This window comes from Rhodanobacteraceae bacterium, from assembly GCA_024234055.1.
Taxonomy (GTDB): Bacteria; Pseudomonadota; Gammaproteobacteria; order Xanthomonadales; family SZUA-5; genus JADKFD01.
The window spans coordinates 401,264-424,891 of the sequence record JACKOW010000002.1; the positions used below are offsets into that span (position 1 = coordinate 401,264).

The following is a 23,628-nucleotide window of genomic DNA, read 5'->3' on the forward strand; positions in this document are numbered from 1 at the left end:
AGCTAAGCGCTAGCCATGTCATGTTCCACCGAGAGCGAGAGGGTAATAGATGGTCGGCGCAAGCCGCCTTTTCGCTTCTTCCCGCCCTCGTGCCCCGACGCCGAACTCAGCCCAGCTCGGCCTCGGGCCAACCCAGTTCCTGATCAGCGGGGATGTCCTCGCTGAGCACGCTGCTCAGTTCCTGCTTGCTGCCGGTGTAGTCCTCGAAGCAGGCACGATGCGATGCGAGCGACATGTCGTCATCGCGGCGGTAATAGCTACTGACCCACGACAACAGAAAAGGCAGGCGCTGGTCCTGCTCAGCCTTGCTTGGATACTTGTGCGGTTCCCAGGGACGCTCCCGGCAGTTCGTCAGGCAACGCTCCTCGCCTGGGTTGAGGAAGACCAGTCGCGGCTGAAACTCGAAGGACACCCGAATCAGGCTGGCATAGCAGCCTTCGATCACCCAGCGCCGGTGCGTGGTACAGAAGCGCCTGACATCCTCGGCGGCCGCATGCGGCGAGCGCGGCACGGCGATCTGACCAGGCTCCCAGGCAATGGTATCCAGGTCCAGGCATTCCAGCTGCATGCGCTGCACCAGGCGCCTGGCCAGCGTGGATTTGCCTGAGCCGGAGTTTCCAAGGATGGCGATGCGCATGGAGGGGCACCAACAGCAGCAGAACGGACTGATCCGATGAGAGCACAAGCCGGCACACCCTGCCGAGCAGGCTCGGCACTACAAAGGCCTCGTACACCGACGCTCTCGTAGAGCGGAGCTTGCTCCGCTGCTCTGGCTGGGCTTGTGCTCTTGCTGCTACCGGGCGCTTTGCATGCCTTCAATTCATGGTGACGACGACCTTGCCCCGGGCGCGGCCGGTCTCCAGATATTGCAAGGCCTGCGCCACCTCACTCAGCGGAAAGCTGCGGTCGATGACCGGCGTCAACTGGCCGCTCTGCATCAGATCGGCCAGCGCCTGCAGATCTACCGGTTTCAGCTCCGCCAGCATGAAGCCCATCTCGTGTTTGCTGAACGGTGCGCGCAACTCGGCCCACAGGGCACCGGAGAGCGGGCCGATCCAGCGATTGCTGCTGGGCCCACCGACAATCGCCACCGATCCCTGATCGCTCAACACCCGCTCCAGTCTGGACAGGGGATGGTTGCCGACCATGTCGACAATCAAATCGTAGCGCTGCGGCCCTTCGGTGAAGTCGGTCTGGGTGTAGTCGATCACCTGATCGGCCCCCAGCGATCGAACCAGTTCGGCATTGCGACCACTGCAGACGCCGGTGACCTCGGCGCCCAGGGACTTGGCAATCTGCACGGCAAAGGTACCGACGCCGCCCGACGCGCCATTGATCAGCACCCGCTGCCCGGCCTGCAGCCGGCCGCGGTCACGCAGAGCCTGCAGGGCGGTGACGCCGGCGATGGCCACCGAGCCGGCCTGTTCCATGCTGATGTTGGCGGGTTTGTGCAGCACATTGCGGGACTCGGACACCAGCACGTACTCGGCCAGCGCCCCACTGCGGCCACCGAAGACTTCGTCACCCGGCTTGAAACGTGTGACCTTGGGACCCACGGCCTCGACCACGCCGGCAAAGTCGACTCCAAGGCGGCCATCCTCGGGCGTGCCGAGGCCAGTGGACAGCCGCATGACAAAAGGCTCGCCGCGCAGATAGTGCCAGTCCAGCGGGTTGACGGCAGCGGCGCGCACGCGCACCAGCACCTGATCCTCCACCGCGCTCGGCTTCTCGACCGACTCCAGCTTGACCACGTCCGGAGAGCCATAACAGCGATGCGCAGCGGCCTGCATGGTCGGCGTTCCTTCCGGGAGCGTTGGGGCTTCGACGCAAGCGGAGTCATGACTCAGAACCAGACCGAAGGCGATGGTCGCCACCGCCAACATGGCCGCGAGCCCACCCAGAATCTTGTAGCGCAATTTCATCGTTGCTCTCCACGCTTCCGTCACGGGCTTCGACTATGAGCGCGGCTGCTCATTCCAACCACCCGGACCGAAGGCAACAAGTTGCCGGGCGTTCAGCCCGGGCACGACCGCCGCGGATCGCCACCACCGCGCCCGAACCCTGCCACAACTCTGAAATAGCGTAGCGAGGTATCGAAGACCGACACCGAGGCCAGCCCGATGCAGATCCCCGATCCACACCGTCGCCGCGCACTGCGGTGGCTGGCCTGCGGCAGCCTGCTGCCGATCGCAGGTCTGCACGCGGCGAGCCCGACACTGCGCGCCACTGCGATGACGCTGTCCGAACTGGAGCGCCGATCCGGTGGTCGCCTGGGCGTGTGCGTGCTCGACAGCGACAGTGGCTTGCGCCTGGAGTGGCGCAGCGAAGAGCGCTTCGGCATGTGCTCGACCTTCAAGCTGCTGCTGGCCGCCATCGTGCTGCGCGAGGTTGACGCCGGCCGGCTGTCGCTGGAAACGGTGCTGCCCTACAGTGAGGCCGACATGGTCCCGTACGCGCCGGTCACCGAGAAGCACCTGGCCGCTGGCGGCATGTCGATCGATGCGCTCACCGAAGCCACGCAGACCACCAGCGACAATGTCGCCGCCAATCTGCTGATCAAGAAACTGGGTGGGCCGGAGAAGATCACCGCCGCCCTGCGGGCCATGGGTGACACGGTCACCCGTCTGGACCGCATGGAACCCGAGATGAATCTGGTGCCCGCCGGTGAGGAGCGCGACACCACCAGTCCGCGCGCCATGGCCCAGACGGTCGCCGGCCTCTACACCAACAACTGGCTGTCAGCAGAGTCGCAGGCGCGACATAAGCAGTGGATGATCGCCACCAACACCGGCGCGCGCCGCATCCGCGCCGGACTGCCCGCCGACTGGATAGCCGGCGACAAGACCGGCACCGGCATCGCCCCGATGATGGCCAACAAGTACAACGATGTCGCCGTGATCTGGCCGGAAGGGCGCAAGCCGGTGGTGATCGCGGCTTACCACGAGGCCAGTGGCTACTTCGAAAACATGCGCGATCAGGATCAGGCCGTACTGGCCGAGGTCGGTCGGATTGCGGCAGCGTGGATGGCAAACGCGCCTGCGGCGTAGCTTTGCTTCGCGCTGATGGGGCTTGAGTCCAGCCACTGTCAAGAAGCGGGACGCGAAGGACACGAAGGAAAAGCAGAAAGGGCACGAAGAACAGCGGCCTGAATTCTCTCGATCTTCCCTTCAAGCCTGCTGATTCGGCCGCGGGCCAGACTGTGGGAGCGGACTTCGACCACGGGCCAGACGGTGGGAGATGACTTCGTCCGCGACCGGGGCTGCGGTGTGCCCGGAGCCGATCATCGCGGCTGAAGCCGCTCCCACAGGGGCTGCCAACCAGCAACCAGCACCAGTCTTCGGCGCCGCTTGCCTATACTCGGCGGCATGAAAACCCTCTCGCTCACGCTTGCAGCCTTGCTGGCTGCCTCGCCGGCCCTTGCGCTTGATGGCAAGTGGACGCCCTCACAGGTTCTGGAAATTGATCCGGGTTGGCTGCAGGATCAGGGTCTGGAACTCACGCCCAAACAGCTGTGGGATGCGAAGCGTGGCACCGGATTGTTGACGGGCGCGGTCAAGATCGGTGGCTGCTCGGGTGCCTTTGTCTCGTCCGAGGGGCTGATCGTCACCAATCACCATTGTCTGTTTCCGCTGATCCAGGAACACAGCACGCCGGAGCGCGATCTGATCAGCGACGGCTTTCTGGCGCGCAAGCGCGGCGAGGAACTGGCCGGCAGCACGCTGCGAGTGGAGATTCCGCGGCGCTTCACCGACGTCAGCAGCGCGATCCTGAAGGCGGTGCCTGCCGAGGCCACGCCGGAGCAGCGTATGGACGCCATCGAAGCGCAGCAGAAGGCGCTGATCCAGCAGTGCGAAAAGCAGCCGGACACCAAGTGCACCGTCGCCGTTTTCGATGAGGGCGTGAGCTACACGCTGATCGAATCGATGGAACTGCGCGATGTGCGCCTGGTGTATGCGCCGCCGCGCGCCATCGGCGAGTACGGCGGTGAGATCGACAACTGGATGTGGCCACGTCACACCGGCGATTTCGCCATTGCCCGAGCCTATGCCGGCAAGGATGGCAAGCCTGCCGATCACGGCCCGGACAACCAGCCCTACCGCCCGGAATTCATCTTCCCGATCTCGCGCGACGGTGTGGTCGCCGGCGATTTCGTGATGCTGCTGGGCTATCCCGGCATCACCTGGCGTTCGCTGCTGGCCGAAGAAATGCGAGAGCGTCGCGAGCGCTTCTTCGTTCGCCGGGAAGAGATCTTCGGCGAATGGATCGAGATCCTGCAAAAGGCCAGCGCCGGCGATCCTGCCGGATCCATCGCCGTGGCCGCCAACGTCAAGAGCATCCTCAACAGGCACAAGAATGCCCAGGGCCAGATTGCCGGACTGGATCGCGGGCAGATCGTGCAGAAGCAGCTCGCCGCCGACAATGCCGTCGCAGCCTGGGCCCGCCAGCACCGTGAGCACGCCGGTGCCCTCGATGCCCGCGCGGGACTGCGGGCGCTGCTGGCCGAACGCGAACAGAGCTGGGAGCGCGATTTTCTGCTGAATCTGATTCCCATGGGTGTGGAGTCGGTCGCCGGCGGCATTCCGCCGCTGCCCAAGAGCCTGTATTTCGGCGCCACGCTGGCGCACAACGCCATCGAACAGACCCTGGCCGATGAAGCGCGCGCCGAGGGCTTCAGGACTGCTGACCAGCAGAAGCTGCGCGATCGCCTGCGGCGCGAACAGCAGAACTACTACGGGCCCGCCGATCAACAGCTGTTCGCAGCACTGGTGCGACGCGCGCTGGCGCTACCCAAGGATCAACGCATCGCTGCCGTGGACCGTCATTTCGGCAAGTTGAGCCAGGACCGGATCGAAGCTCGGATTGCCGAACTCTACGAACAGAGCGCACTGCTCGATGCCGACATCCGCGAACAGATGCTGACGGAGAGCAAAGATGCGCTGCGCGCCCGCGGCGACGCCCTGCTCGATTTCGCCATCGACTGGAATCAGGATCTGCGCGCCTTGCGCGAGCGCGAACACCAATGGGCCAGCCGCAGTGCCATTCACAGGCCGATCTGGCGCCGCGCGGTGCGCGCACAGGCCGGCAAGCCGATCGCGCCCGATGCCAATGGCAGCCTGCGCATCAGTTTTGCCCACATCAAGGGCTATGTGCCGCGCGATGGCATTCGCTATACGCCGTTCACGACCTTGTCGGGCGCTCTGGAGAAACACACGGGCAAGGATCCGTTCGATCTGCCGGCGGCTGTCAGAACAGCGGCGCGCACACCCGGCAAGCGCTGGCTGCAAGAGGATCTCAACGATCTGCCGATCAATTTCCTGGCCGACGGCGATACCAGTGGCGGCAATTCCGGCAGCCCGGTGGTCAATGCCATGGGCGAGCTGGTCGGCATCAATTTCGATCGGGTCTGGGAGAACGTGGCCGGCGATTTCGGCTTCAATCCGGCCCTGTCACGCAATATCAGCGTCGATATCCGCTATCTGCTGTGGCTGCTGGATCGCGTGGAGCATGCCGACGAACTGCTGCGGGAGCTGGGTGTGGAGCGCGAACTCTGATGTAGCCCAGCCAAGCGCAGCGCACCTGGGGGCTCTGGCGCACGCCGTCCCGGGTGCGCCTGCGGCTTGCCTGGGCTGGTTGTTGATCAGTTCTCAGATAAACGGAAATCCATCGGAAACAGAGCCCAACCGCAATCGCCTTCACGATCCGGAAGTGCCGTCAGGAAAATGAACTCGCGCGCAGTTGCCAGAGCACTTTCGTCAAATTCCAGGTGACCGCTCGACTTTTCGATCTCGACCTTGATTGGACTGCCGTTGCAGTGCACGAGCATTCGGATCCAGACGACGCCTTCCACACCCCGATCGAACAGAGACTCAGGGTAATGCGGGCGCGCCGCCCGCGTTGTTCGCAACAACTTGTTCCCGGACTGAGTCGTTTGCGTTCCATCAGGCAACACATTGGGAACAGTGATGACGACCCCGCCGGATTCCGAAACGTTGACGCGGAACGGCACGTCGGAATTTGCCTCGCCGTCTGGGTCACACTGGAGCCAATGTTCGCCAACAGCCACGGGAAAACTACGCTCTTCCCCGGCTCGCAAGTCGCCCAGACTCCGGTCATCGACACTTAGGCGACAAGCGCGATCCCCGATGACCGTGAGCACGCCGGCAGCATCCTCGCCCGGCAGCGCGACGAGTTGATCCTCGGCGGACACTTGTGCAGTCTCGCCGCCGTTGGTTGATCTCGGGGCACCGGAATTCCCGTCATGAATGGCGGCACTCGCGGCAGACTCGGCGCTGGCCGCACAGCAGGACCAGATACAGAACATCCCTGTCAGAGCTGCACGCGATACGGGCCGGGAAAGCGAGATGTCTCGCATGATCTGAAGTCGCTGCTGATGTAGGCGTCAGGCGAGCATAGCGCTGGCTCTAGCTCAATTTGGATGTTTACCCCGCACTTGGCTCCGATCGCCACGCCGCCCTTCCTCGAACGGGCGTCGCAGGTTGTCGTCTTGACATCAGGAGACAGCGGTCTCCAGTTGCTATAGACGACACGCAGCGGCGCCGGACATATCAGGCTAGCCCGCATTTCTCACACTAAGTAGTGCACCGGGGTTCTCAAATCAGATAAAGTTGAGTTGCGAGAACAACTTAGCTGAGATTTGCGGAGAACCCCGATGCCGACACAGTGTAGCGCGACGAGCACGATTTTTGAGCAAGTGGATGGTCGTCAGGTGGTTGCCGGATTTGATGGCGGCGAGATCACGTCGGATGCGGGCGCACTGCTTCTGGGTCGCGTCGATGATTCGATCAAGCTCATGGATCGGCTGGCCGGGTGCTTTCAAGATGGTCGAGATCCCGAGTTGATCGAGCATTCGGTGCGGACGCTGGTGATGCAGCGTGTGGTTGGGATCGCACTGGGCTACGAGGATCTGAACGATCACGATCAGTTGCGGCACGATCCGGTGTTGGCGGTGCTGGCGGGCAAGCTCAAAGCGCAGCGCAAGGACTGTGCGCCGTTGGCGGGCAAGTCAACGCTGAATCGGTTGGAGCATGCGCCGAAGGCGACGCCGGGTGAGCGTTATCGAAAGATTGCGCATCATCCGGAGCAGATCGAGTCGTTGTTTGTGGATTTGTTTTTGGAGGCGCACGAGACGCCGCCGGAGTCGATCGTTCTGGATTTGGATGCGACCGACGACCCGCTCCATGGGGATCAGGAGGGGCGGTTCTTTCACGGCTATTACGATGGTTACTGCTACCTGCCGTTGTACGTGTTTTGCGGCAAGCATCTGCTGGCAGCGAAGCTGCGCCGGTCGAACATCGACGGCAGCGCGGGCGCGGTTGAAGAGATGGATCGGGTGGTGGGACAGATCCGCAAGCGCTGGCCCAAGGTGCGGATCACGCTTCGGGCGGACAGCGGTTTTGCACGCGAGGAGCTGATGGCGTGGTGCGAGAGCAACGCCGTTGACTACGTGTTTGGACTGGCCAAGAACGCGCGTTTGATCGAGGTGCTCGAGCCGGCTTTGGCGCGGGCTCAGGCGCGCCAGGCGCGCAGCGGAAAGGCGGAGCGGGAGTTCACGGATTTCCGTTATTCGACGCGCAAGAGTTGGAGTCGTGAGCGCCGCGTGGTGGGCAAGGCAGAACAGTTACCGGGTCTAAGCAATCCGCGCTTTGTGGTGACCTCGCTGACATCCGAGACGTGGTCAGCGCGAGCGCTGTACGAAGATCTGTATTGCGCTCGCGGGGAGATGGAGAACCGCATCAAGGAATGCCAAGGGGACCTGTTCGCGGATCGCACGTCGACGGCCACCATGCTCGGCAACCAGTTGCGTCTGTGGTTGTCGTCGTTTGCCTATGTCCTGATGGACGCGCTGCGGCGAAAAGCACTCGCCGGCACTGAATTGGCTCAGGCAACCTGCGGCACGCTGCGTTTGAAGTTGCTGAAGATCGGCGCCTGGGTCGTTCGGAGCGTTCGTCGGGTTCGTATCGCGATGGCGTCGAGTTTCCCGTACCAGGACTTGTGGAGCGCCAGCTACGCTCGTCTTGCCGACAGCGGCTGATTGAAACCAGCGATCCTGCGTCAACGGCCCCTTCCGGGGCTACGGCCGTCGGCGGCGGGCAATAAAGTCAAACAAATCAGCAAGAAAAGCCACGGCATCCCGCGCCAAAATGAGCGGAAATCGAACACCAAGCGCCGTTCTGCCGCCGGTGCGGACGAACGATCTTCAACCACCGCAAGAAACAACGTCCCGCAACCGTTGAAGCGAGGGGGTGTGAGAAATGCGGGCTAGGTACTTCACAACGCCACGATTTCGGCTACGGACGATCAGGCTGGTGGCCCTATGCTCCAGCTCTGTCCCCTGATCTGACCAGCCGATGACGACGACCGCCGTACCCGAACAGCGTTCCGCCATCCCGCTGCTGTCGCTGGGTCAGGGCCTGTTGCTGACGGGCAATGCCATGCTGATCAGCGTCAACGGGCTGACCGGGTTGCTGCTGGCACCGGATGTGCGCATCGCCACGCTGCCGGTGACCTGTTTTGTGCTCGGCGGCGCGCTGTCGACGCTGCCGATGTCCCTGTTGATGCAGCGCCGTGGGCGTGCTTTCGGCTTTGCTCTGGGTTGTCTGGCGGCCGTGATCGGGGCCATGCTGACGGCGCTGGCGGTGTCCCGTGGATCCTTCTGGTTGCTGTGCCTGGGCACTTTCATCATCGGTTTCTACAATGCCGCAGGACAATATCTGCGCTTCGCCGCGGTGGATCTCTCGCCCCCGGGCAAACAGGCCCGGGCGATCAGCCTGGTACTGGCCGGCGGCTTGTTCGGCGCCTTCCTCGGTCCGGCCCTGAGCCGCGCCACCATCGATCTGGCCAGTCATCGCTATCTGGCCACCTATCTCAGCCTGATCGGGCTGGTGCTGCTGTTTCTGTGGGTGACCCGCCTGGTGCGCTTCCCGGCGTTGCCGGCGCGACCGGCGGTGCGTCAGAGCGGCGAGCTCAGGAGTTTGCTGGGAAGACCGGGCTTCTGGCTGGCGGTGGCCAGTTCCGCTGGCGCCTGGGCGACGATGAATCTGCTGATGACCGCCAGTCCGCTGGCCATGCAGGCCTGCGCCTATCCCTTCAGCGACGCCTCGTGGGCGCTGCAGTGGCATATGGTTGGCATGTACACGCCGATGCTGTTCAGCGGCTGGCTGATCGAACGTCTGGGCTCGCGCATGGCCATCGGCATCGGCATCGTCTGCATCTCGGCCTGCGCCGGCGTCGCCCTTGTCGGCACCAGCGTGGCCCATTTCGTCACCGCCCTGGCGCTGCTTGGCGTGGGCTGGGCGCTGATGTTCACCGGCGGCAATGCGCTGCTCACGCTGCAGTATTCCCCCGAGCAGAAGGGCCTGGCCCAGGGCATCCACGACACCCTGATGTTCTCGGCGATGGTGTTGTCCTCACTGCTCGCCGGCCGCGCCGCCACGCTGGATGGCTGGCACGGGCTGCAATGGGGCGCGCTCGGGCTCATGGCAGCGTTGATGGTGCTGCTGCTGGCAATCGGTCCGCGGCTCAAGCAGGCGCGTTGAACAAGCTCATGCCGATCATCGACAGCAACACCGAGCCGAGAAACACGGCGAATGCCCTCCACACGCTGCGTGGACCCTGTTCAGGACCGCGCGAACGGATCAGGTAGTAGGGCATGGCAATGGCGGCCACCATGATCATCGCGAAGTTCAGCATCGGCGTGCGTGGATAACCGCGCTGGTCGGAATCAAAGCGGTACCAGAGGAAGATCAGCAAAGCCATGCTGAAGATCAGCAGGGTTTCGATCGTGGGTGCGGAAGGCGTGTTCAGCGGCCGCGCGCCGGAGACGAAACTCAGGGCGAAGAAGGCCGCCAGCACCTGCGTCTTGAGACGTTGCAGATGCCCGGCACGAGCCGCCTGGCCATCCGAGACAACCGATTCGGAATCCGGAAGCTGAGGTGCATCGGCGTCGGCACCCGAGACCAAGCCACGCTCCTCCATGACCCGCAGGATGTCTTCCGTCGCCACCCCGTACAGATCCAGCAGCTCCTCGAAGTAGCCGCGTTGCTGCAGTTCCCGATTCTCCGGGTTGGCCAGGCAGATCAGCATGCGCGCCAGAATCATGCGTTTGTCGCTTGAGCGCGCCTGGCCGCCGTTGGCGTCTACCCACGCCCACAATGAATCAGCGACCGCCTCCAGATCGGTGGCAGCCCGATCGCGCCAAAAGGCCTGGATCTGCGGCAAGGCGTGCTCGGCGACGGGCAGCGATGGCCATTCCAGGGTCTGCACCCAGTGCAGCATGTAGTCGGCGTAGGCTTGGTCGGCGTTGGAAGTGCTCATCAAGGAGTATTCCCGGGTGCAGTCGGATGCAAGGTCCCACAGGATACGGCCCTCGACGTGCAAGTGACCTGAGCAAGGCACAGACTTCCGTGCCGCCAGCTTCCGTTTGGTGTTCCCGCGAACCGAAGCCATGACGGGTCCCGGTTACACTCGTGATCTGTCACACCCGACGGCGAGGGCTCATTCCATGTACGGATTCACCACGACGCTCACTGACATCTCCTTCGATCCGCAGATCATGGTGGGCCTGGTGGGCGATCCAGCCGTCAAGGCGGTCGCCGATGCCGCGGAACAATCGCTGCGACGGGTTTGCAGCAGTCTGGGCACGGTCTCGCATCCGACCTGAGCCAGGCACCGGCAAGTCAGCGGCGTCCGCCCGGCGCGGAGCTACACCAACATGTCGGCGCCAGGATGAAAGGGTTTGATCACCTCGTGCACGAACTGGATCTTGCGCAGCGCCAGATAGGGCAAGGCGAAGGGATAGGCATCTTCGTGACCCAGGCTGCGATTGAGGCTGTTGGCGACCAGGGTCAGCGGCGTCCATTCGCGCACCATGGCGACGAATTCGGCGGACAGCGGGACCTGGCCCGGAAGCTGAATCTCGATGCGCACCTCCTCGACAGTGCCTATGCTGAGCTGCCAGAAGCGCGCGGTATTGAGCAGATCGACCATGTGCAGATAGTGGGCCCAGGTCTCTGCCCAGTCCTCCCAGGGATGCATGGTGGCGTAGCCGCTGACGTAGGCTGACTCCCAGCCAGGTGTCGTTCCGAACTCATGGTGTTGGGCCAGCGCATCGGCGTAGCTTGCCCGCTCGTCTCCGAACAGCGCACGAAAAGGCTCGATCAGCAGCGAGTTCCTGATCAGCAGATCCCAGTAATAGTGCCCGGATTCATGCCGGAAGTGACCGAGCAGGGTTCGATAGGGCTCCATCAGCGCCTGCTTGCTGCGCGCGCGCTGCACCGGATCGGATTCGACGGCGTTGATGGTGATTTCGCCTGCAGCGTGTCCGGTCAGTACCGGGCGCGAGAAATCGACCTGGCGCAGGAAATGAAAGCTCAGGCCATGCTCGGGATCCGCGCTGCGCGAGCGCACAGGCAGGTGCAAATCCAGCACCGTCGCCAGCCAGTTGCGCTTGGCCGCTTCCAGATCACGCCAGGCCTGCTGGTTGTCGGCGTAGTTCTGATCGGGAATCGTGGCAGTCAGACGGCAGGACAGGCACAGCGCGCTGGCATCGTCGCTGCGTACCAGCCAGGTGCAGGCGCAGGCGTTCTGCGCATTGGCGCAATACCGCCACGACATCGGCGAATCCACACAGCGCCGCAGCGAGCCGTCATCCCGGGCGAAGAAGGCGCCCATGGCACGCTCCTCGGGAATGAAACCGAGCCGGGCATGACAGTTCACGCACTCGACGCTGCTGAAATAGACCAGCGCCTGACAATTCTCACAGCGAAAAACGCGCACGACAGCTCTCGATTCCGGATGCCTGGCGGCGGTGGTTGGCGCGGCAAGGGTAACAGGCAGCACCGCCTTCGGGCCGGCGGGAAGCGCCGATGCCGAAGCGGAGTGGAAGCCGCGGAGCCAGCTGCAACCTGAAAACGGCGCAAGGCGCCCGCAGTCATGACTTCCACCCCATCACGCCACAAGCCCGGCCCGGCTATGCTGCGCGCATGGATACTGATAGCGCCAAGCACAGCAACACCATCATCCGCGATGTCCTCATCCTGCAGTGCAAGCTGTTCGTCGAGGCCTTGCGCGATGTGATCCTCAGCCCCATCGCGCTCGGTGCGGCATTGCTGGACCTGGCGATGTCCAAGCAGCAGGCGCCGCGCTATTTCCATCAGGTGCTGCGCTGGGGCAAGCGTAGTGACGAATGGATTGATCCGTGGTCAGCGGCAGAGAAGGCCGGAAGCAAGCATCAGGATGGACTGAATGCCTTGTTGGCACAGGTGGAAGTGGCGGTGAGTGACCCCGCCCAGGGCGCCCGCCGGGCCCGCGTGCTCAAGCGCTGGGCCGAGCGCCAGCTCACCCGCGCGCGACGCCGCATCGAGAACGGCCAGACAACGCCGCCGTCACCGCCTCCGGGCTGAAGTCGCCCGGCGGCAGATCCCCCCGCGCTGCTGCCCAGCCAGGACTCAGCCATGCACGCTGGCTTAGAGCCAGCCATCGGCCATGATTTACCCGCCACCTGCGGACATCAGCACCACCGCAAAGTGCTCCTGACGGTCAGTCCAGATCTGCTGCAGGTGCAGGCCGGCCTGCCTGGCTATGCGCTGCATGTCACTGTGATCGTATTTGCAGCTGACCTCGACCCGCACCGGTTCATCGGCGGCAAAATCGAAAACCCGACCGGCAACGCGCACCCGCTGGGCGCGACGACTGACGATGTCGGTCTCGATCCGACCGACGATCGACTGATAGCGGGCGCGATGCAGGAACTGATCGATCTGGAAGTCGGCATCCAGTTCCCGGTTCATGCGTGTCAACAGGTTCAGCGTGAAGGCCGCGGTGATGCCGGCCGCATCGTTGTAGGCCGCGTGGATCAGCGCTTGATCCTTCTTCAGATCGAGTCCCAGCAGCAGAGCGCCATCGACGCCGGCAGCGCGGCGCATCTGCTGCAGCAGCACCACGGCCTCGGGTTCCGGGAAATTGCCGAGCGTGGAGCCGGCAAGATAGAGCACCGTTCGCCGCGGCGTCCGCCGTGTCGTGGGCAGCTTCAAGGGCACGGTGAAATCGGCTTGCAGCGGCAGTATCTCCAGCGCGGGAAAATCGCGCTGCAGCTCGGCACAGCTGCCCGTCAGCGCACTGGCCGAGATTTCCACCGGGATGTAGCCGACCGGATGTTCCAGCGCCTGGAGCAGCAGCCGCGTCTTGAGGCCCGAACCATTGCCGAATTCCACCAGACGGATGTCGGGACCCAGGGCCTCGGCCATGTCCGCCACCCATTCGTGCATCAGCGCCAGTTCGGTCCGCGTCAGGTAGTACTCGGGGGTGTCGCAGATCTGCTCGAACAGCTCCGATCCGCGGGCGTCGTACAGGTACTTGGAGGGCAAGGACTTTGGCCGGCCCGACAGGCCAGACCAGGCATCAACGACAAAGTCGGATTCAGATACGGTATCCGATCGTCGCTGCGCGATGATGCTCGACATGGTCAGCGATCCTGAGCCAGGCGCAGGCCGCTGAATTGCCAGCGGTCTCGCGGATAGAAGAAATTGCGATAACTGGCGCGCACATGGCGTGAGGGCGTGGCGCAGGAACCACCGCGCAGCACCCATTGCCCGCACATGAACTTGCCGTTGTATTCGCCGAGGGCGCCCGGCAAGGGCTTGAAGCCGGGGTAACTGACATAGGGACTGGCGGTCCATTCCCAGACATCGCCGAACAACTGCAGCAACTCACCTCGGTCAGCGGCCGCCTGCGGATGCAGCAGGCCAGCATCGGCGTAGTGGCCAGAAGCCGGATCGTGGCTGGCGGCCGCGTGCTCCCACTCGGCCTCGGTGGGCAGGCGCGCACCGGCCCAGCGGGCGTAGGCATCGGCCTCGAAATAGCTGATGTGGCACACCGGCGCGCCCGGATCGATCTCGCGCACGCCACCGAGGGTGAATTCGGTCACGGCGCCCGCATCCCAGTACATTGGGCCGGTCCAGCCTTCGGCCTTGACCGTGGCCCAGCCCTCGCTCAACCAGAGTTGCGGGGTGCGATAGCCGCCGTCGGCGATGAAGTCCCGATACTCGGCGTTGCTGACCGGCCGTCGCGCCAGCGCGTGCGGCTGCAGCAGCGCGCGGTGGCGTGGAGTCTCACAGTCAAACACGAATCCGGAATCGGCATCGGCACCGATCTCGACGATGCCCTCGCGGCCATCGACATAGCGCTGCGCAGGCGCTGCCCGGCGCGAGGCTGGCAGATCACCGCGATAAGCCGGCAGCAGCGGATTGCACGACAACAGATGTTTGATGTCGGTAAGCATCAGCTCCTGGTGCTGCTGCTCGTGATGCAAGCCCAGCACGATGCGCGCGGCCAGATCGTCATCCGGCCCGCGCTCGATCAATCGCGCCATCGCTTCGTCGACTACCGCTCGATAAGCCAGCACCTGGTCCAGTCCCGGCCGGGTCAGCAAACCGCGCTGACCGCGCGTGTGCATCGGTCCAACCGACTGGTAGTAGGAGTTGAAGAGGAATCGCCAGTGCTCGTCGAAAAACCGGTAATCCGGCAGCTGTTGCAGCACGAATTCCTCGAAGAACCAGGTCGTATGCGCCAGATGCCATTTGCTCGGGCTGGCATCGGGCATGGACTGCACTGTCGTATCTTCGGGCGTCAGAGGCGCCACCAGTTCGACACTGGCCTGGCGAGTGCGCGCGTAGTCGCTGAGCAGCGATGGCGCGACCGGCAGGTGGGCATGGACTGAGCTCATCATTTGACCCTAGCAGAGTTGAACGACAGTAAAAACCGTGAGCGATCGAAAACCAGACCGGGATATGGCCAAGGGGCTGGCAGCATTCGAGCTGCCGGCCGATCTGCTGTATCTGAACAGCGCCGGACAGACGCCGCGACTGCGCGCCGCGCTGGCGGCAGGCGCCGACGCCTTGCGCCGATCAGCGCAGCCCTGGCGCGAGTCGATGTGCGACTGGCTTGCCCGACCCGAGCGCGTGCGCACACTGGCGGCCGCTCTGTTGCGCTGCAAGGCCCAGGCGCTGGCACTGGTGCCCAGCGTGGCCTACGGCATGGCCGTGGCCGCGCAGCAACTGCAGCCGCGTGCGGGTCAGACGGTGCTGGCACTGGCCGACGAACACCCCTCCGGCCTGCATGTCTGGCAATCCACGCCTGCACAGCTGCGGCTGGTCCCGCGTGCGCCGACCGTAAACTGGACCGACGCGGTGCTCGCCGCGATGGACGATCAACTCGCGGTGGCGGTGGTGCCGGCCTGCCACTGGCATGACGGCAGTCTGCTCGACCTGGATCGGGTGGCGGCAGCAGTGCAGGCGCGCGGCGCGGCGCTGGTGGTCGATGCCACCCAGGCGCTGGGCGTGATCGATCTGGATCTGCACGCGCTGGACGCCGATTTTGTAGTCGCCGCCGGCCACAAATGGCTGCTCGGAGCACCGGGACTGGCCTATCTGTACGTGGCCGAGCGTCACCGCAGCGGTCAACCACTCGAACACAGCGCCTGGTCACGCGTGGGCGGACTGGGCGCCGCGATCATCAAGGACGGCCCACCACCCCTGCTCGACGGTGCTGCCCGCTTTGACGGCAGCGGCATCTACAGCCATCCGGCCCTGGCGATGGCCGAGATCGGACTGGCACAGTTGCAGGACTGGGGCATCGCTGCGGTGCGCGATCGTTTGGGCTGCTGGCAAGCCGAACTGCTGGCAGCGCTATCGACGGCCGGACTGGCCGACTGGACCGTCACTGCCCAGGCACCGCACCTGAGCGCCGTCTGGGCGCCGGGCGCAGACGCTGCGCAGTCGGAAGCCCTGGCCCAGGCCTTGCTCGATCAGGGCATCGTGGTGGCGGCGCGCGGCGCCGGCATTCGGGTGTCGCCGCACCTGCACAACAGCAGTGCCGATGCCCGGCGACTGGCGCAGGCGCTCGGGCCAGCGTGGGACCGGCTCAGGGGCTGACGGTCACGCCGCGCCAGAAAGCCACCCGCCCCTTGATCTCGGCGGCGGCCGACTTGGGTTCGGCGTAATACCAGGCCGCGTTGGCGTTGGTCTCGCCGTTGACGATGACATTGTAGTAGTTGGCCACGCCCTTCCAGCCGCAGACCGTGGTGTGCGTGCTGGGCGCAAAGTGTTCAAGCCTGAGCGCGCTCTCGGGAAAATAGTGGTTGCCCTCCACCACCACGGTGTCATCGGACTCTGCGATCACCACCTGATTCCACACAGCTTTCATCTCGGCTTTCCTTCCTGCAGATCTCCAGCTGGAAACGGTACTACCGCAAGCAGCAAGCTGGCGTGAGCCGAGCCAGTCCTGCAAGAACACGTCAGTCCGCCCCCGGAAACAGGCCGCGGGTGTCGCCCAGCGGCTCCCCGGCGCTCTTGGGTACGGCACGCGCCAGCGGCGCGCACCCTCGCTCTACGGATGTCGACAGGGTCCCGACTCGCGTGGACGCTCCTCACGCACGACCGAAAAAGCGTCCAGACAAGTCTGGACCCACACAAGCCCCGAGCTCAATCAAACCAGGTCAGGCTGACATCGCTGGGCACGCTGGGAAAGCGCAGCGGATTGCCGCTGACGTTGATGTAGGCCTCCACCGTGTGGGTACCGACCGACAGCGGCCCGGTCGCCGTTCCCGGTGCGCTCAGGTACGAGGCGCTGAGCGTGCGACTGGCCTGACCGGCGCCCACCGCCAGTTGCTGCAGGCCCAGCGCACTGACCGGCTGGCCATCGACTTTGATGCCCAGGATCACGGTGGCGAAACCGTCGTCGTTGCCCGCCTGGATGCGGGTGCGAGCGTTGAACAGCACGATGCCGTCGTGGCCCAGCGGGATCTGCACCTGGGCGCTGCCAATGACCACATCGGTGCCGGCCTGCGGGCAACCGGCCTGACCCAGGGTGGTGGCCACGCAACGCCAGGTGTAGGTGGCACAAGCGGTGTCGGGGCCGGAAACCGCAGCACCAGTCACGGCACCGGCGCTGGCGGTGAGCATGCGCGCACTGCCCAGACCCCAGCACACCCCGTTCTCGTGCGCACCGCTGGGTGAACCCGCCTGATCGCTGCCGAAGGCAAGTTCGCTGCCGACCAGACTGAGACTGCGCTGCTGACCGATGCCCAGTCGATGCACGCCGTGCAGCATCATGCCCGCCTGCAACTCGGCATCCGGATGCAGATCGTTGACGCTCCACGAGGCGCTGTGCGTGCTCTGGCAAAGCCCGTCGGCAAACAGTCCCAGCAACGCATCGCCGAAGCCATTGTCGATGCCGCTGTTGCACAGGTAGTAGCCGCGCCCCGAGGCCAGAGTGATGGCATCGACCGGACGGCCGCTGCGATTGCGTACGCTGTAGCCCAGCAGCGGCAATACCGGCCGGTTCATGTCGCCCTCGCGCACATCGATACCCTGCGCTGGCGCATAGGTGGTGAGGTTGATCTGCGGACTCTCTCCCGGCAGTGCCGCGGTGGTGATCTGCGACAGCGGCTGCACCAGTATCGACAACGCACTGGACGACCCCACGCTGAAACGCCCGGGACGCGTCGGATGGGCGCTGGCGATGAGTTCGATGGTGTGCTGCCCCGCATCCAGCCGGGCATCGGCCAGCACGTTGAAACCATGCATCACCGGGTGGGCCGACGATCCCCAGTCAGTGATCGCATAGGAGCTTTGGTCCTCAGCACCGTCAATGCGGATGCGTACCGAACCGGCGGGGGCATCGATGGGGTAATAGCGGCCATCGGCGATCGCCAGCACCTGCGCTGGAGCAGGCAGGCTGAAGCTTCGGGTGAGCACGATCTGCGGCGCGGTATTGTTGATGGTCAGATCATCGCCGAGCTTCTGAAAACTCGACAGCACACGGGCGCAGTTTTCGAAGCTGTCGGCGCGGATGACCTCGGCGGAGCTGAGCGGGCAGGCAGCCACCGAGCCGGCCGCAAGCAGCCCGCAGAGCATCATCGTGCAGCATCGGAGGCGCAGGCAATCAGTCATGTCGCAAATGCTATCGCAGGGTGATCGAGACAAAGGTCAAGAGCGCAAAGCCCGGCTACAGCAGCGGAGCAGGCTCCGCTCCACCAGAGCGCCGGTGTACCAGGCTCTTGTAGTGCCGAGCTTGCTCGGCAGGATGTGCGGCTTCTCTGCGCCTGGCGTCAGAGCCGAAAAAGCCGAGCAACAGCAGCGGAGCAAGCTCCGCTCTACGAGAGCGCCGGTGTACCAGGCTCTTGTACTGCCGAGCTTGCTCGGCAGGGTGTGCGGCGTTTTAGGCCTGCCGTCAGAGCGAAAAAGCCGAGCAGCAGCAGCGGAGCAAGCTCCGCTCTACAGAGGCGGCGGGCCCCAGACGGTGATCGCCCAGACCGCACCGGCACACAGGGCAAACAAGACCAGCGCCAGCCACGGTGAACGCCAGCGGGCGTCTCGGCCATCGCTGCGTTGCTTGCGGCCGGTCAGCATCGGCTGCACCAGATCCTCGTGCTTGACCAGCCGGTAGACGCTGATCGCCGCCAGGTGCAGCACGATCATCAGCAGCAACAGCTTCTGTCCCAGATGATGCCAGTCGGTCCAGTCGGCGCTGGCCGAGGTCGAAATGCGCTCCGACAAGGGTCCGAACCACTGGATCTCGTCGTTGCTGAACAGACCGCTGACCGCCTGCGCCAGCATCAGCAGCAGCATCGCCAGCACCGCCAGGGCACCGAGCGGGTTGTGGCCCAGCGCCGGGCGGTAGTCGGCTCTGCCCCAGGACTCCAGATAGTGCAGGATGGCTCTGGGCCCGCGCACGAAATCGGAAAAGCGCGCGTGTTCGCTGCCGACCACACCCCAGATCAATCGGAACAGGATCAGAGCCAGCGCGGCGTAGCCGAAGCGGAAATGCCAGTCCATGCTCAGCCAGCCGTATTCGCCGGTGGCGTACAGGGCCAGAATGCAGAGTACCAGTGCCCAGTGAGTGAGGCGTACGGGCCAATCCCAGATGCGGATCCGCCGTGGCTGCTGCTCAGTGCTCATAGGCCGATGCCCTCGATGCGCTCGTCGCGCACCTCGAAGCCTGCCAACTCGGCGAAGCGCCGACCACGCTCGGAATAATCGCGGAACTGATCAAAGCTGGGCGCGCCCGGCGACAGCAAGACCACGCCGCCGGCAGGCACCATCTGGGTGGCAGCCGCCACCGCGGCTTCCAGATCCTCGACCAGCTTCAACTGAGGCCGACGATCACCCAGCTGGGCGATGGCCTCTTCGATCTGGGCGTGGATGCGGGCACCGTTCTGGCCCTGGGCGACAATGCCGGCCGGGGCTTCGACACTGATGGCGCGGGCGAATTCGCCCCAGTCCAGACCACGATCGAAGCCACCGACGATGACCACCGTGGGCCTGGGTGCCAGACTGCCGAGCGCCGCCAGCGTGGCTTCGGGCGTGGTCGCGATGCTGTCATCGATGAAACGGATGCCGTCGCGCGTGCCGACATCGGCCAGCCGATGCGGCAATGGCTTGAAGTCGCGCACGGTCTGCAGCAACTGCCTGGGATCATGGCCGAAGGCCTCGACCATGGTGAAAGCGGCGGCCACATTGCTGGCGTTGTGGGCACCGGCCAGATGGGTGTCCGACAGATCGATCACATGCTCTTCGTCGTGCCATACCGAGGCGCCACGGGCATGCCAGAAGCCGCGATGATTGAACAGCGTGCGGCGCTCGACGCCCTCTACATGCGCCATCAGCCGCGCATCGGCGGCATTCAACACCGCCAGATCAGCGTGCCCATCGCTGATCACCTTGAGCTTGTCGCGGTAATAGGTTTCTTCATCGCCGTGCCAGTCCAGGTGTTCCGGCGACAGGTTGAGCACCGCGGCAATCGCCGGATGACCGATGAAATCCGCCGCCTGATAACTGGACAGCTCGATCACCCAGTAGTCTGGCTCCGGATCCGGCTCCATGACATCCAGCAGCGGCAGTCCGATATTGCCGGCCAACACCACCTTGGCACCGGTGGCACGCAGCAAGGCAGCGGTCAGCGCGCTGGTCGTGCTCTTGCCCTTGGTGCCGGTGACGACAATGGTCTTGTCGTGGCGGTGCTGGGCAAACCACATCGAGGTGCCAGAAATGAAGCGAGTGCCGCGAAAATGCGCCCATTCCATCGCCCGCGTGTGGCGATAGGGGCTGATACCCGGCGACTTGATCACGATCTGGTAAGGCCCGAAGGTGCCAGCCTGAATCTCCTCGGCCACCACCTCGATCTTGGGATCACCCGAGAAATCCCAGGACGCGGCCTCTTCCGGCGTCAGGATGATGCCGATCTTCTTTTCCGGGAAGATCGGGCGCAGGAAGCGCAAAGCCGCCTGACCCTCCTGGCCAAAACCCCAGATGGCGACCTTGCGCAGAATGAAAGCTTCGAGGCTGATATGCATGATCGATGGCGTGGAAAGCGATGCCGGGATGATGCGGGTGCGAGCGTGAAGTTGCACTGGCTGAGCCACCGGGCGTGAAGGTTAAGCCGCCACCCGACATCACCAAGCGCCGTGAATTGACATTGCGAGCGTAGGCCGAGGGTGCCGCGGAGCGGCTCCCCGGCGCCTTTTGCACCTCAGTCGAAGGCCGATTCGCGCTCAATGGGCATTTCGCAGTACAGACAGGCAGCGTGACGTCCACTGTTGTTGCGACCACAGGAGCCACACACCACCGGCTTCGGGCGGACGCGACCATCCCGTTTCCCGTCCTGCAGATCCACCTCTTCCATGCGCTTGATCAGATCGTGTTCGGTCAGCCCGCTGGTGTCCTGAAGCAACGACCGCATCGAGCGGCACACCAGCCGCTAGTCGAAAGCTGAAAGGCGCTCAAGCGGATGCTGGCAATACAGGCAGAAGCGCTGCTTGGGGCTGCAGGCCCGACCACAACCCGGGCAAGGCCGCACCGCAGCCCGGACCCGACCGTTCAATGAACCATCCTGGGCGTCGATCTCGTCCACACGGCGCAGCAGATCCTGATCACTAAGCCCTGCGCTTTCTTGCAGCAGGGAATACATGGCTCTACACACCAGCGACAGCCGGTCGAGATCGATCCGCAGTTGCTCGAGTTCACTGTTGGCCCGCCGCAGATCCGATTTGGCCTTGACCAGGTCACGGCTGTCGTCAGCATTGACGTCCATGAATTCAGGATCACCACTGCGGGAAAGATCTGAATGTTAGCAAGCTGCCGGCATCGCGTAGCCCGAACTGCGCGTAGCGATGTCCGGGCGGTGACGGGCAAGAGCCCCGGTGAGCCGCTACGCGCCAAACCGGGCTACGGGTCTTCGCCCTACCGGTCGCGACGCAAGGTCGCTCCCGCCGGTCCCGCGCCGCGTCCTATTCCGGCCTGTAGATCTCCAGCCCAGCCTCGCGGAATTCGGCGGCCTTCTCGGCCATGCCCTGTTCCAGTGCGGCGGCTTCGTCGGCGACACCCTTCTGGGCGGCGTAGTCGCGGACGTCCTGGGTGATCTTCATCGAGCAGAAATGCGGGCCGCACATGGAGCAGAAGTGGGCGACCTTGTGGGCTTCCTTGGGCAGGGTTTCGTCATGGAATTCCTTGGCCTTCTCCGGATCCAGGCCGAGGTTGAACTGGTCTTCCCAGCGGAACTCGAAGCGTGCCTTGCTGAGCGCATTGTCGCGCACCTGAGCGGCGGGATGGCCCTTGGCCAGATCGGCGGCGTGGGCGGCGATCTTGTAGGTGACGATGCCATCGCGCACATCGTGCTTGTTGGGCAGGCCGAGGTGCTCTTTCGGCGTGACATAACAGAGCATCGCAGTACCGTACCAGCCGATCATGGCGGCACCGATGGCGCTGGTGATGTGGTCGTAGCCGGGGGCGATGTCGGTGGTCAGGGGCCCAAGGGTGTAGAAGGGCGCCTCTCCGCACTCGCGCAGCTGCTTGTCCATGTTCTCCTTGATCAGGTGCATGGGCACATGGCCCGGGCCCTCGATCATGGTCTGGACATCGTGCTTCCAGGCGATCTGGGTCAGCTCGCCCAGGGTCTCCAGCTCGCCGAACTGGGCGGCATCATTGGCGTCGGCAATCGAGCCCGGACGCAGCCCATCGCCCAGCGAGAAGGACACATCGTAGGCCTTCATGATCTCGCAGATTTCTTCGAAGCGATCAAAGAGGAAGCTCTCCTTGTGATGCGCCAGGCACCACTTGGCCATGATCGAGCCGCCGCGACTGACGATGCCGGTGACGCGCCGGGCGGTCAGCGGGATGTACTTCAGGCGCACGCCGGCATGGATGGTGAAGTAGCTCACGCCCTGCTCGGCCTGCTCGATCAGGGTGTCGCGGAAGATCTCCCAGGTCAGTTCCTCGGCCTTGCCGTCGACCTTCTCCAGCGCCTGGTAGATCGGCACCGTGCCGATCGGCACCGGCGAGTTGCGGATGATCCACTCGCGGGTTTCGTGGATGTGCTTGCCAGTGCTGAGATCCATCACGGTGTCGGCCCCCCAGCGGATCGACCACACCATCTTCTCGACTTCTTCGGCAATGGAGCTCGACACCGCCGAGTTGCCGATGTTGGCGTTGATCTTCACCAGGAAGTTGCGGCCGATGATCATCGGCTCCAGTTCCGGGTGATTGATGTTGCACGGGATGATGGCGCGGCCGCGAGCGACTTCGTCGCGCACGAATTCGGGAGTGACGATCTTGGGCAGACTGGCACCGAAGCTCTCGCCAGCGTGGTGCCGGAGCAGATAGCCTTCTCGAATCTGGTCGATCAGCTGGTTCTCGCGGATGGCGATGTATTCCATCTCCGGCGTGATGATGCCGCGGCGGGCGTAGTGCATCTGGCTGACGTTGGCACCGGCCCTGGCGCGCCGCGGCGCGCGCAGATGCTCGAAGCGCAGATGTCGGGTCTTGGCATCCTGCAGGCGATCGTGTCCGAACACCGAGGTCGGTCCGTTCAGCTGCTCGGTATCGCCGCGCTCGGCAATCCACGCGGCGCGCATCGGCAACAGGCCTTTGCGCAGGTCTATGTTCACGGAGGGATCGGTGTATGGCCCGCTGGTGTCGTAGATGGCCAGCGAGGGATTGATTTCGGCGCCAAAGGATTTGGCCGTGCGGGCCTGCGCCACTTCGCGCATGGGCACGCGCAGATCGTCTCGCGAGCCATGCGCGTAGATCTTGCGGGAGCCGGGGATCGGGCGGGTCAAATCAGCCGAGAGCTGCTCGGCCTGCTGCATCATGTCGTCGGTCACCGCATTCATCGTCGCGCTCCAGCAGGGGAAGGACGAAGCGGCGGCGGCGGATGCACTGCTGTGGCGGCACACCCGAAGCTTCCCTACACCGGTCAGGGTGTGCTGCCCCGCAATCAACCTGGGCGATTTCCGCGTATTTCAACCCGACTGCTGCGTTGCTCGTTGTCGCCATGGTGCTGCCATGACTCCTCCTCGCGCCTTGCCTCGGGCTGAAATCCTCTGGAAATCCCTCCACTTTGATTGCGGGGCAGCACACCAACCGATCAGGTTCGAAGGGTCTTTCTCAGCCCGGCCTGCGCCCGGCACCCCCGCTTCAGTGCGGCGATTGTAGCGCAGGCGCGCGGGCACGGGGCATGGGAAAGGCTGCGCGCCGTTGATGTTGTAGGTCACGTTGCTCGCGTAGCGAGCTACGTGACGCAAATGGATGTCACGTAGTCCGCTGACGCGGACAA

The 23,628-nt window shown here is 64.3% G+C and carries 21 protein-coding genes; 7 read left to right on the top strand and 14 right to left on the bottom strand.

All coding sequences use genetic code 11. From position 1 onward, the window contains the following. Positions 1-106: 106 nt before the first annotated feature. The gene (locus tag H7A19_06020) at positions 107-637 is read right to left on the bottom strand and encodes a shikimate kinase (protein MCP5474380.1); all 531 of its coding nucleotides are present in this window, start codon (positions 635-637) and stop codon (positions 107-109) included. A 178-nt stretch (positions 638-815) separates the two neighbouring features. Further along, positions 816-1,790 carry an NAD(P)-dependent alcohol dehydrogenase gene (locus H7A19_06025; protein MCP5474381.1) on the bottom strand — a complete coding sequence of 325 codons (975 nt, stop codon included), beginning with the start codon at positions 1,788-1,790 and terminating at the stop codon, positions 816-818. A 330-nt stretch (positions 1,791-2,120) separates the two neighbouring features. Between H7A19_06025 and bla the strand changes: the two genes are divergently transcribed. Further along, positions 2,121-3,047 (top strand): class A beta-lactamase, encoded by a 927-nt coding sequence (bla, locus tag H7A19_06030; protein ID MCP5474382.1) that lies wholly within the window; start codon positions 2,121-2,123, stop codon positions 3,045-3,047. 318 nt (positions 3,048-3,365) lie between these two features. After that, complete coding sequence (locus H7A19_06035) at positions 3,366-5,552, top strand: S46 family peptidase (GenBank protein MCP5474383.1); 2,187 nt, start codon at positions 3,366-3,368, stop codon at positions 5,550-5,552. 86 nt (positions 5,553-5,638) lie between these two features. On the opposite strand, the gene H7A19_06040 is transcribed toward H7A19_06035, so the two are convergent. Further along, positions 5,639-6,208 (bottom strand): energy transducer TonB, encoded by a 570-nt coding sequence (locus H7A19_06040; protein MCP5474384.1) that lies wholly within the window; start codon positions 6,206-6,208, stop codon positions 5,639-5,641. Positions 6,209-6,670: 462 nt separating this feature from the next. Here H7A19_06040 and H7A19_06045 point away from each other — a divergent pair, with 462 nt between their 5' ends. Both H7A19_06045 and H7A19_06050 read left to right on the top strand, forming a co-directional pair. Then, positions 6,671-8,053 carry an IS1380 family transposase gene (locus H7A19_06045; GenBank protein MCP5474385.1) on the top strand — a complete coding sequence of 461 codons (1,383 nt, stop codon included), beginning with the start codon at positions 6,671-6,673 and terminating at the stop codon, positions 8,051-8,053. 316 nt (positions 8,054-8,369) lie between these two features. Then, complete coding sequence (locus tag H7A19_06050; protein ID MCP5474386.1) at positions 8,370-9,557, top strand: MFS transporter; 1,188 nt, start codon at positions 8,370-8,372, stop codon at positions 9,555-9,557. On the opposite strand, the gene H7A19_06055 is transcribed toward H7A19_06050, so the two are convergent. Next, positions 9,541-10,335, bottom strand: coding sequence for a hypothetical protein (locus H7A19_06055; GenBank protein MCP5474387.1), 795 nt, complete (start codon positions 10,333-10,335; stop codon positions 9,541-9,543). The two genes, H7A19_06050 and H7A19_06055, sit on opposite strands and share 17 nt — an antisense overlap. 187 nt (positions 10,336-10,522) lie before the next feature. Here H7A19_06055 and H7A19_06060 point away from each other — a divergent pair, with 187 nt between their 5' ends. Next, entirely contained in the window at positions 10,523-10,681 is a 159-nt protein-coding gene (locus H7A19_06060) for a hypothetical protein (GenBank protein ID MCP5474388.1), read from the top strand. Between the two features lie 41 nt (positions 10,682-10,722). Here H7A19_06060 and H7A19_06065 read toward each other — a convergent pair whose 3' ends face one another. Next, on the bottom strand, positions 10,723-11,796 hold the full coding sequence (locus tag H7A19_06065) for a putative zinc-binding metallopeptidase (protein ID MCP5474389.1): 1,074 nt from the start codon (positions 11,794-11,796) through the stop codon (positions 10,723-10,725). A 206-nt stretch (positions 11,797-12,002) separates the two neighbouring features. Here H7A19_06065 and H7A19_06070 point away from each other — a divergent pair, with 206 nt between their 5' ends. Continuing rightward, positions 12,003-12,422 (top strand): hypothetical protein, encoded by a 420-nt coding sequence (locus tag H7A19_06070; GenBank protein MCP5474390.1) that lies wholly within the window; start codon positions 12,003-12,005, stop codon positions 12,420-12,422. An 87-nt stretch (positions 12,423-12,509) separates the two neighbouring features. Here H7A19_06070 and egtD read toward each other — a convergent pair whose 3' ends face one another. Both egtD and H7A19_06080 read right to left on the bottom strand, forming a co-directional pair. Continuing rightward, positions 12,510-13,481, bottom strand: a complete 972-nt coding sequence (gene egtD / locus H7A19_06075; GenBank protein ID MCP5474391.1) for an L-histidine N(alpha)-methyltransferase — start codon at positions 13,479-13,481, stop codon at positions 12,510-12,512. A 2-nt stretch (positions 13,482-13,483) separates the two neighbouring features. Beyond that, on the bottom strand, positions 13,484-14,743 hold the full coding sequence (locus tag H7A19_06080) for an ergothioneine biosynthesis protein EgtB (protein MCP5474392.1): 1,260 nt from the start codon (positions 14,741-14,743) through the stop codon (positions 13,484-13,486). A 37-nt stretch (positions 14,744-14,780) separates the two neighbouring features. Here H7A19_06080 and H7A19_06085 point away from each other — a divergent pair, with 37 nt between their 5' ends. Further along, a complete protein-coding gene (locus H7A19_06085) occupies positions 14,781-15,950 on the top strand; it encodes an aminotransferase class V-fold PLP-dependent enzyme (GenBank protein ID MCP5474393.1) in 1,170 nt (389 codons plus the stop codon). On the opposite strand, the gene H7A19_06090 is transcribed toward H7A19_06085, so the two are convergent. The 7 genes from H7A19_06090 to thiC all read right to left on the bottom strand — a co-directional run bounded on the left by H7A19_06090 (position 15,940) and on the right by thiC (position 23,185). Beyond that, entirely contained in the window at positions 15,940-16,221 is a 282-nt protein-coding gene (locus H7A19_06090; GenBank protein MCP5474394.1) for a DUF427 domain-containing protein, read from the bottom strand. The two genes, H7A19_06085 and H7A19_06090, sit on opposite strands and share 11 nt — an antisense overlap. 278 nt (positions 16,222-16,499) lie before the next feature. Next, positions 16,500-17,969 (bottom strand): hypothetical protein, encoded by a 1,470-nt coding sequence (locus H7A19_06095; protein ID MCP5474395.1) that lies wholly within the window; start codon positions 17,967-17,969, stop codon positions 16,500-16,502. 324 nt (positions 17,970-18,293) lie between these two features. Next, positions 18,294-18,977: a cytochrome b/b6 domain-containing protein gene (locus tag H7A19_06100; protein ID MCP5474396.1), complete on the bottom strand. Its 684-nt coding sequence runs from the start codon at positions 18,975-18,977 to the stop codon at positions 18,294-18,296. Then, positions 18,974-20,371 carry a UDP-N-acetylmuramoyl-L-alanine--D-glutamate ligase gene (locus H7A19_06105; protein ID MCP5474397.1) on the bottom strand — a complete coding sequence of 466 codons (1,398 nt, stop codon included), beginning with the start codon at positions 20,369-20,371 and terminating at the stop codon, positions 18,974-18,976. Before H7A19_06105 ends, H7A19_06100 begins: the two co-directional genes overlap by 4 nt. Positions 20,372-20,547: 176 nt before the next feature. Next, a complete protein-coding gene (locus H7A19_06110) occupies positions 20,548-20,757 on the bottom strand; it encodes a hypothetical protein (GenBank protein ID MCP5474398.1) in 210 nt (69 codons plus the stop codon). A gap of 18 nt (positions 20,758-20,775) precedes the next feature. Next, positions 20,776-21,108, bottom strand: a complete 333-nt coding sequence (locus H7A19_06115) for a zinc ribbon domain-containing protein (GenBank protein MCP5474399.1) — start codon at positions 21,106-21,108, stop codon at positions 20,776-20,778. Between the two features lie 196 nt (positions 21,109-21,304). Continuing rightward, the gene (gene thiC / locus H7A19_06120) at positions 21,305-23,185 is read right to left on the bottom strand and encodes a phosphomethylpyrimidine synthase ThiC (protein ID MCP5474400.1); all 1,881 of its coding nucleotides are present in this window, start codon (positions 23,183-23,185) and stop codon (positions 21,305-21,307) included. Positions 23,186-23,628 lie beyond the last annotated feature (443 nt).